This window comes from Dietzia sp. B44 (assembly GCF_014145245.1).
GTDB classification, from domain to species: domain Bacteria; phylum Actinomycetota; class Actinomycetes; order Mycobacteriales; family Mycobacteriaceae; genus Dietzia; species Dietzia natronolimnaea.
Window position 1 is genome coordinate 1 of sequence record NZ_JAALEF010000176.1, and the last position, 9,558, is coordinate 9,558.

The following is a 9,558-nucleotide window of genomic DNA, read 5'->3' on the forward strand; positions in this document are numbered from 1 at the left end:
CCGGCGTCGCGGTCGACACCGGCCGGTGCAGATCCGCGACCAGCGCGGCCAGGGCCCCGGGATCGGCGACGGCCTGGCGGCCACGCCGGAAGGCCTGGATGTTCGCCGCGACCGCGACTCCGTTGAGCTCGATCGCCTGCTCGATGGCCCGGGCGGAGATCGGCAGGGCGCCGCTCTGGTACGCCGCCCCCACCATGAGCATGTTGGACGCCTGCGTGGACCCGAAGAGGTTCTCCGTGATCTCGCCGGGGTTGAGGTAGACGCCCCGCCCGGAGGCCCGGTCGATGGCCGCCTGGATGTCCGGTGTGGACGGGTAGTGCACGGCGGTGTCGATCACCATGGTCCCCGTGGGGATCCGGGTGGTGGAGACCACCGCGGTGGTGCGCTCCGGGTGGGCGACCTTGAGGTTGGCGTCGTCCGCGCCCACGAGGCCGTCACAACACAGGTAGAGGTCGCAGTCCCCGGCCCCGATCTTGGGGGGCTGCTCGAGTGGCGTCCGCGCCACCCGGACATCGGAGACCACCGCGCCACCCTTCTGCGCCAGACCCGTCATGTCGAGCGTGCGGGCGGAGTTGCCGTCGAGCACGGCGGCGGTCGCCAGCACGGCCGAGACGGTGACGATCCCTGTCCCACCGATCCCGGTGAGGCGCAGCGAGAAGCCGCGGTCGGCGTCGACCGCGACCCGGTCCGGTTCCGGGAGGGCGGCGGAGTCCAGTTCCGGTGCGGTCGCCACGCGCTCGGTCCCGACGCCCGGGACCACGGTGACGAAGGCCGGGCAGTCGCCCTCCAGGCACGAGAAGTCGAAGTTGCAGGTCGACTGGTCGATCCGGGTCTTGCGGCCGAACTCGGTGTCCACCGGATGGACCGACAGGCAGTTGGACTTCTTGCCGCAGTCGCCGCACCCCTCGCAGATCCGTTCGTTGATCACCACCCGCTCCGCCGGGGTGGGGTAGGTGCCGCGCTTGCGGTGGCGGCGCTTCTCGGCCGCGCAGAACTGGTCGTGGACCAGCACGGTCACCCCGGGGACCGCGGCGAGCTCCTTCTGGACCTCGAGCGTGTCGCGGCGGTCGCGGACCTCGATGCCGCGGGGCAGTCCCTGGGACCTCGTGGCCTTGACGTCGTCGGTGGTGACGACGATCCGGGCGACCCTCTCCGCCTGCAGGAGCCGGAGGATCTCCGGCAGGGACATCTCGCCGACCGGGTCCTGGCCGCCCGTCATGGCCACCGTCCCGTTGTAGAGGAGTTTGTAGGTGATGTTGTCGCCCGAGGCGACGGCCGCGCGGAGGGCGAGGGAACCCGAGTGCATGAACGTGCCGTCGCCGATGTTCTGCACCATGTGGCGTTCGGTCAGGAACGGGGCCATACCGGTCCACTGGAGTCCCTCGCCACCCATCTGGGTGACCCCGGTGACGGTGCCGACCTGGTCCTCGTCCATTAGCAGGACCATCGCGTGACAGCCGATGCCGCCGCCCACGAGCGTCCCGTCCGCCACCTTGGTGGAGCTGTTGTGGGGGCACCCCGAGCAGAAGTAGGGGGTGCGGGTGGTGGCCAGCGGCAGGGAGATCCGCGAGCGGCCGCGGCCCGGTCCGTCGAGCCAGGCGGCCGCCGACTCTATCCCGTGGACGCGGCCCAGCCGTTGCGCCAGGCCCCGGGTCACGGCGTCGACGTCGAGTTCACCGAAGCGGCTGAACAGGGTGGAGCCGTCCTCATGGGTCTTGCCCACGACGTTCGCGACGTCTGGCCGTCGGAAGTGGATCTCGCGGATCATCGTCTCGATGAAGTCGCGCTTCTCCTCCACCACGATCACCTCGTCGAGGCCGGTCATGAACTCGTCGAGGACCGTGCGCTCGATCGGGTAGACCATGCCGAGTTTGAGGATCCGGATGCCGCGTCGGGCGAGCTCGGCGTCGTCGAGACCCAACCTGCGCAGCGACTCGCGGACGTCGAGGTAGCTCTTCCCGGCGGCGACGATCCCGATCCGGTCGTCGGCGGTCGACTGCACGATCCGGTTGAGTCGGTTGAGCCGGGCGTACTCCAGCGCGCGGGGGATCCGGATCGTGAGCTGGTTCTGCTCCAACTCCATGAGGCTGGACCCGAGCAACTGGCCCGAGGGCACGTGGGGACTCGTGCCCAGATCGCCGTAGACGGGCAGGATCCGATCCGGGTCCACCAGCGCGGTGGACGAGGCGTCCGCGACGTGCGAGGAGATCTTCAGGGCCGACCACAGGCCCGAGACCCGGGAGAGGATCGCAGCGTGGACGCCGAAGTCCAGCACGTCCTGGGAGTCCGCGGGGTAGAGCGTGGGGAGGTAGAGGTCTGCCAGCGCGAGCTCGGACGAGCACGGCACGGTGGAGGACTTGGCTCCGGGGTCGTCCCCGACCAGCGCCACCGCGCCCCCGTGGGGGTCGGTGCCGATGAGGTTGGCGTGGCGGATCGCGTCCGTCGCGCGGTCCAGGCCGGGGGCCTTGCCGTACCAGTACCCGACGACGCCCTGCAGTGGCGCGCCGCCGGTGTGGGCCGTCGCGCGTAGGGTCCCCGTGCGTCGCGCGAGCTGCGACCCCATGACGGCCGTGGCGGCGGCCTCCTCGTTGAGGGCGGGGCGGTGGACCACGTCGAACGGGTCGAGGAACGTCCCGCGCCTGGCCAGCTCGAGGTCGTAGCCGGCCAGCGGCGAGCCCTCGTAACCACTGACGAGACTGGCGGTGAGCAGGTTCTGCCTGCGGTCCAGTCGGGCGCGGTCGCGGACCGTGCGGACGAGGGCCTGGATGCCGGTGAGGAACACCGTGCCGCTCTCCCGCGTGTAGCGGTCGGAGAGCGAGAACGAGGTGGCGTCCGCCCGCCCGGTTCGGGGCAGATCATCGTGGGAGCCGCTCGAGGGGTGGAGTAGGGAGGTCATCTGTCACACCTGGCCTTCTGACGACAGTGGCTGTGTCTCCAGGCTAGGCGTGTGGGTGATGCGCGTCACGTGGCCAGCGCGATGCAGTGCACCATGTGCAGGATGTCGGCCACATTCCGCCGCGAGATGGACACAATGCGCAGTGCCCACCGGATTAGCATGGACACATGGACGCGCCTGCCGATCTGGATCACACCGACCGACGACTCCTGAAGATCGTCCTGGCGGGCCCCAGGGTCGGGGTGCGCGAGTTCTCCCGCCGCCTCGGAGTGGCCCGCGGGACGGCGCAGGCGCGGTTGGACAAGCTCGAGGCGCGGGGGGTGATCGCGTCGTGGGCGCCGACCCTCGATCCGGCCGCGCTCGGGTTCCCGCTCTCGGCGCTGGTCCACATCCAGGTCGCGCAGGCGAAGCTGCAGGCGACCTGTACGGGCCTGGCGGAGGTGCGCGAGGTCCTCGAGGTGATGAGCGTGGCGGGGGAGTTCGACATCGTGTGCCGTGTCGTGGCCCGGGACCACTCGCATCTCGAGGAGGTCTTCAGCGCCATCATCGCCACCCCGGGTGTCCTGCGCACCCGCACCGAGGTGGTCCTGCGGCGACGGGTCGGCCCGCGTGTCGCCCAGCTGCTGGACGAGTGAGGTTCACTCCCAGATGCGGGCGAACGGATAGGCCTGCTCGTACTCGGAGGCGAGTTCGAGGAGCAGTCGATCGTGGCCGATCCTCGCCGACAGGTGCACGCCGATGGGCAGGCCGTCCGGCGCCCGGCCGGTGGGAAGCGAGACGGCGGGCGATCCCGCGATGTTCTGGAGGGGCGTGAAGGTGACCCAGTTGGAGACCCGCTCGAGGTGGGTCTCGTAGGGCAGGTCCGCATCCAGGTACCCGACCTCGGGGGTCTCGTGGTTGACCACCGGGTTGAGGTAGACGTCGAACTCGCCGAACGCCGAGTCGAACCGCCGCCTGGTCCGGTAGAGGCGGTACAGGTGCAGGGGGAGTGAGGGCAGACCCCGCCTGGCCATCGCGGCGAGGCCGATCGTGAACGGGTCGAGCCGCTCCGCCGCGAACTCCGGACTGAACATGCCCCGGCCGCCCGAGGAGGTGCCCAGGGCGAGCAGGCCCCAGTAGGCGATGAAGTCCTCGCGGAACGAGTCCGGGACCGGCGCGGTGGTCGGCACGATCTCATGGCCCAACGCCGCCAGCCGGTCGGCGGCCTCCCGCAACACCGCCAGGGTGGCCGCATCGGTCGGGTCGCCCGCGGGACTGTGTTCGACGAGGCCGATCCGCAGCCGGCGCCCGGGAGCCTGCGCGACCGTACCCAGCGGTGGGACCCCCACCGGACGGTGTCCCGCTTCGAAGGCGGTCAGGAACGCCACCGTGTCGCGAACGGACCGGGTGACCACGGACTGGGAGATGATCGGGATCGGCATGTTCGCCGAGAACTTCTCGTCGGGGTGTCTGCCGCGACTGGGCTTGAACCCCACCAGGCCGGTGACCGCCGCGGGGATCCGGATCGACCCACCGCCGTCATTGGCGTGCGCGATCGGCAACGCGCCGGCGGCCACCAGTGAGGCGGATCCCCCCGAGGACCCGCCGCTGGTGCGGCCGGTGTCCCACGGGTTCCGGGTGACGAGCCCGCCCTGTCGCTCGGTGGCGGCGGTCCAGCCGAACGGCGGCATCGCGGTCGTGCCCACCGGGATCAGTCCGGTCGCACGGAAGAGCGGTGCGTAGGGGCCGTCGTGGAGGGCTGGTCGGGTGGGGACCGCCGACGAGCCGAGCGTCATGGGCAGACCCTCCACCCGGACCGCGTCCTTGAACGCCGACGGCACGCCGGCGAGCGGGGCGGAGAGCTGGGAGTTCCGGACCCACTCCGCCCGGTGGCGCGCGCGGTCGTAGTCGGTGTGCACCAGGGCGCCCAGAACGGGGTCCACCGTGGCGCAACGCTCGATGGCGGCCTCGACCAGTTCCGCGGGTGAGACCTCCCGCCTGCGAACTCTCTCCGCGAGGGCGGAGGCGTCGTCGTACCCGAGCGCATCGTCGCGGAAGGCGTGCACGCGGCGCGGCGGTCCGGCGGGGGTCGGATCGGCGGGGGTCGGATCGGCGACGGCATCGGCTGTGGTGTCGGTCACGCGTCCACTGTAGGGCGTCCCCCTTGACAACGGCCGGGCTACTCGTGCATCTTAGGTGTACCTTACTTAGGCGAGCGTCACCTTATTCTCGTACCCGAGATCTCGCCGTGTAGCTGGCGACCCGTGGAGGGCGAACAATGGCAGTGCACCCGATCGTGTCGGATCCGGTCGTGACGGGCGCCCGACGTCTCCTGGACGGGGCGGGCATCGCCACGGTCGCCGTCCGCGGCACCCGGGACCGCTCAGATGTGATGGTCTCCGCCCAGCACCGCTGGATCGGCGGAGGCGCCGTCGTCGTCACCGGGGCGCCCGCACCGTGGTCCGGTCTGATCGTGGAGCCGGGCTCCTCGGTCGAGGTGGTCGTGATGATCGACGAGTTCGCTCCGATCGTCGAGGCGAAGGTGCACGTCGCCAGCCTCTACGGTTTCGGGGTGGCGCGTGCGGCACGCCAGGGCGAGGGGTGGGTCGTCGAGATCGAGATCGAGCTCGGCGAGCTGCAGGTGCGCCGTCTCGGCCACGAGGGGACGGTTCTCGCCCGCGACCTGGACGCGGTGCCCTCGGACCCGCTGGCGTCCGAGGCGCCCGGTCTCGCGGACGAGATCCGGGCGCGATTCGGGGAACACCTGGCGATCCTGGCGGGATCGGGCGACCCGGCTCACCCGCCGTTCGTCCTCGGTGTCGACCCGGACGGCCTCCACCTTCTCACCGCACTCGGGCGCGACGCCGATGTCGTGCACCTGCCGTTCATGACCCGGGCGCAGTCCGTCGGGGACGTGGTCCGCGAGATGGGCCAGTACGTGGCCCGGGCGAGCTGAGTCCCGGGCCACATCCCGGCCGACGCCCCGGCCCACGTGCCGGCGGCGCCTACGCGGGGGAGTAGGTGAGGCAATCGGCGGTGTCCGCGCCGGAGCCGATCGTCACGGACTCCGCCGAGCAGAGCAGGTCCTTGTTGTGCGTGCACTCCACGCGCTGACAGGCGCCGACGTGCGCGCTCGCGGTGGGGAGGCCGCCCCGGACGTCGAGCGAGATGAACGTCCCGCACTCGGCGTGGTCGGGTGATCCCGCCACGGTGATCGCCGGGGCCGTGCAGTCCGCGTCGGCGTTGAACGAGCACGTGGTGACGGTGCAGTTGCTGATTCCGGTGAGAGTGGCCATGGCGGTTGCTCCTCGTATCGGTGGGTGTTCCCGGTGGTGCCGATCCGGTTGCCGCGGACCGTCGGTGTCACCGAGTCAACCCCTGATCGGCTCGACTTGCAAGCAAGGAGAGCCTGTGCTAGGTCAGGTTAGCCTAAGCATCTGACCAGCGCTTTCCCTGAATGTCCGCGGTGTGAGCTCCGCGGACCGCGTACCCCCGCCGCCTCCCGGTGGCGTGTGTGGTCTCCGATCCCCCTCTGGACATCTGTGAGCCATGGCACTATGGTCGAACTCAGTTAATCCGACTTAACTGAAAGGGAGCGGCGCTGATGACTTCCGCGACCACCGATCACCCGACCACCAATCGCCAGGCGCACGAGGAGCTCCTCTCCGACCTCCGCGACCGCCTCGAGCGGGCCGCGTTGGGCGGTGGGGAGAAGGCCCGTGCCCGGCACCTCGAGCGGGGCAAGCTCCTCGCCCGCCAGCGGGTGGACGTCCTCCTGGATCCCGGTAGCCCGTTCCTCGAGCTGTCCCCGCTGGCCGCCGAGGAGATGTACCGGGGCAAGGCGCCGGGCGCCGGTGTCGTGGCCGGGATCGGCCGGGTCTCCGGGCGCGAGTGCCTGGTGATCGCCAACGACGCGACCGTCTCCGGCGGCACCTACTACCCGATGACGGTGAAGAAGCACCTGCGTGGCCAGGAGGTGGCGATGGCCAACAACCTGCCGTGCATCTACCTCGTGGACTCCGGCGGGGCGATGCTCCTGCAGCAGGACGAGGTCTTCCCGGACCGCGACCACTTCGGCCGGATCTTCTACAACCAGGCGAACATGTCCGCCAAGGGCATCCCGCAGATCGCCGCGGTCATGGGTTCGTGCACCGCCGGCGGCGCCTACGTCCCGGCGATGAGTGACGAGGCCGTGATCGTCCGGAACCAGGGCACGATCTTCCTCGCCGGCCCGCCGCTGGTGAAGGCGGCCACCGGCGAGGAGGTCACCGCCGAGGAGCTCGGTGGCGGCGACCTGCACGCCAAGACCTCCGGTGTGGTGGACCACCTGGCCGACGACGACTACGACGCGCTCATGAAGGTCCGCCAGATCGTGGCGACCTGCCCGCCGGCGCCCGAGCCGGACTGGGAGGTGCTCGAGCCCCGCGAGCCCGCCCGCCCGCAGTCCGACCTCTACGACCTCGTCCCGGTCGACTCCCGCCAGCCCTACGACGTGCGCGACATCATCGGCACGATCGTCGACGGCGGCGAGTACACCGAGTTCAAGGAGAACTACGGTGCCTCGATGGTGACCGCGTTCGCGCGGATCCACGGGCATCCGGTGGGGATCATCGGCAACAACGGCGTCATCTTCTCCGAGTCCGCGCTCAAGGGTGCGCACTTCATCGAACTGTGCGACCGCCGCAAGATCCCCCTGGTCTTCCTGCAGAACATCACCGGCTTCATGGTCGGCCGTCAGTACGAGGCGGGCGGCATCGCCAAGAACGGCGCCAAGATGGTCACGGCCGTGGCGTGCGCGCGGGTCCCCAAGTTCACCATCGTCGTGGGCGGGTCGTTCGGTGCCGGCAACTACTCCATGTGTGGCCGTGCGTACTCCCCGCGGTTCCTCTGGATGTGGCCCAACGCGAAGATCGCCGTGATGGGCGGGCCCCAGGCGGCCGACACCCTCGCCTCGGTGCGCGCCGCGCAGGTCACCAAGTCGGGCGGGGAGTGGACGGACGAGCAGCAGGCCGAGTTCACCGCGCCGATCCGCGAGCAGTTCGAGGAGCAGTCCACCGCGTACTACTCCACGGCCCGACTGTGGGATGACGGGATCATCGATCCCGCCGACACCCGTACCGTCCTCGGCCTGGCCCTCGCGGCCGCGGCCAACGCCCCCCTCGAGCCGGTCAACAACGGCGTCTTCAGGATGTGAGTCGAGCTATGTCACAGAAACTCCACACCGTTCTGGTGGCCAACCGCGGTGAGATAGCGTGTCGCGTGATCCGCTCACTGCGGGCTGCGGGCATCCGCTCGGTCGCCGTCTACTCCGACGCCGACGCGGACGCCCTCCACGTGCGCATGGCCGATGCCGCCGTCCGACTGGGCCCCGCCCAGGCCTCGCAGTCCTACCTGGACTTCGAGAAGGTGATCGACGCGTGCCGCCGGACCGGCGCGCAGGCCGTCCACCCGGGATACGGCTTCCTGTCCGAGAACTCGCGTTTCGCGCGGGCACTGGAGGAGGCGGGCCTGATCTTCGTGGGACCGCCGGCCACCGCGATCGAGACCATGGGCGACAAGATCACGGCCAAGGCCGCGGTCTCGGCCCGGGACGTGCCCACCGTGCCCGGGATCTCGCGGCCGGGGCTGACCGACGACGAGTTGGTCGCCGGCGCCGAGGAGGTCGGTTACCCGGTCCTCGTCAAGCCGTCCGCGGGCGGCGGCGGCAAGGGCATGCGCCGCGTGGAGCGACCAGAGGATCTGCGCGCCGCGCTCGACTCCTCCCGTCGCGAGTCGGCGGGGGCCTTCGGCGACGACACGCTGTTCCTCGAGCGCTTCGTCGACACCCCGCGCCACATCGAGGTGCAGGTCCTCGCCGACACCCACGGCAACGTCATCCACCTGGGTGAGCGGGAGTGCTCGCTGCAGCGCCGCCACCAGAAGGTCATCGAGGAGGCGCCCAGCGCGCTGCTCGACGAGGTCACCCGCCAGCGCATCGGTACCGCCGCGTGCGACGCCGCCCGCTCGGTGGGCTACGTGGGCGCCGGCACGGTCGAGTTCATCGTCTCGGCCCACGCCCCGGACGAGTTCTTCTTCATGGAGATGAACACGCGTCTCCAGGTGGAGCACCCCGTGACCGAGATGGTCACCGGCGTCGACCTGGTGGACTGGCAGGTCCGCATCGCCGCCGGCGAGGAGCTGACGTTGCGCCAGGAGGACATCACCCTCACCGGACACGCGATCGAGGCCCGCGTCTACGCGGAGGACCCCGCCAAGGGCTTCCTGCCCACCGGCGGCACCGTGCTCGGGTTGGAGGAGCCCTCGGGCGACGGCATCCGAGTGGACTCCGGGCTGCGCGTGGGCACGGTCGTCGGCAGTGACTACGACCCGATGCTCGGCAAGGTCATCGCCCACGGCACCGACCGCGCCGAGGCGCTGGCCCGTCTCGACGCCGCGCTCGCCGGCACCCACGTCCTGGGCCTGCGGACCAACATCGACTTCTGCCGGTTCCTGCTCTCCCAGCCGGAGGTCGTCGCCGGCGACCTCGACACCGGCCTGCTCGACCGGACGCTCGACAACTACACCGCCACCCCGGCCCCCGAGGGCGCACTGGTCGCCGTGGCCATGCACCGCACCGAGGAGCGCTGGGCCCGCGTGCCTGCCGCCCGGCGGGGGCCGTGGGACGTGCCCAACGGCTGGCGGGA

General features: G+C 70.8%; 7 protein-coding genes. 4 read left to right on the plus strand and 3 right to left on the minus strand.

Annotated features, from left to right (window positions below; all coding sequences use genetic code 11):
• The coding region (locus G6017_RS06790; protein WP_182616603.1) for an indolepyruvate ferredoxin oxidoreductase family protein at positions 1-2,896 on the minus strand (2,896 nt) is incomplete at its 3' end.
• A 167-nt stretch (positions 2,897-3,063) separates the two neighbouring features.
• Here G6017_RS06790 and G6017_RS06795 point away from each other — a divergent pair.
• Positions 3,064-3,531 (plus strand): Lrp/AsnC family transcriptional regulator, encoded by a 468-nt coding sequence (locus G6017_RS06795; RefSeq protein WP_182616605.1) that lies wholly within the window; start codon positions 3,064-3,066, stop codon positions 3,529-3,531.
• A 3-nt stretch (positions 3,532-3,534) separates the two neighbouring features.
• On the opposite strand, the gene G6017_RS06800 is transcribed toward G6017_RS06795, so the two are convergent.
• On the minus strand, positions 3,535-5,016 hold the full coding sequence (locus tag G6017_RS06800; RefSeq protein ID WP_182616606.1) for an amidase: 1,482 nt from the start codon (positions 5,014-5,016) through the stop codon (positions 3,535-3,537).
• Between the two features lie 137 nt (positions 5,017-5,153).
• Here G6017_RS06800 and G6017_RS06805 point away from each other — a divergent pair, with 137 nt between their 5' ends.
• A complete protein-coding gene (locus G6017_RS06805; protein WP_179525854.1) occupies positions 5,154-5,831 on the plus strand; it encodes a hypothetical protein in 678 nt (225 codons plus the stop codon).
• A 49-nt stretch (positions 5,832-5,880) separates the two neighbouring features.
• Here G6017_RS06805 and G6017_RS06810 read toward each other — a convergent pair whose 3' ends face one another.
• On the minus strand, positions 5,881-6,171 hold the full coding sequence (locus G6017_RS06810; RefSeq protein WP_179525853.1) for a DUF1540 domain-containing protein: 291 nt from the start codon (positions 6,169-6,171) through the stop codon (positions 5,881-5,883).
• A 308-nt stretch (positions 6,172-6,479) separates the two neighbouring features.
• Between G6017_RS06810 and G6017_RS06815 the strand changes: the two genes are divergently transcribed.
• Together G6017_RS06815 and G6017_RS06820 are read left to right on the plus strand one after the other, a co-directional pair.
• Positions 6,480-8,069 (plus strand): carboxyl transferase domain-containing protein, encoded by a 1,590-nt coding sequence (locus tag G6017_RS06815; RefSeq protein ID WP_182616608.1) that lies wholly within the window; start codon positions 6,480-6,482, stop codon positions 8,067-8,069.
• 8 nt (positions 8,070-8,077) lie between these two features.
• The coding region (locus G6017_RS06820; RefSeq protein ID WP_182616610.1) for an acetyl-CoA carboxylase biotin carboxylase subunit at positions 8,078-9,558 on the plus strand (1,481 nt) is incomplete at its 3' end.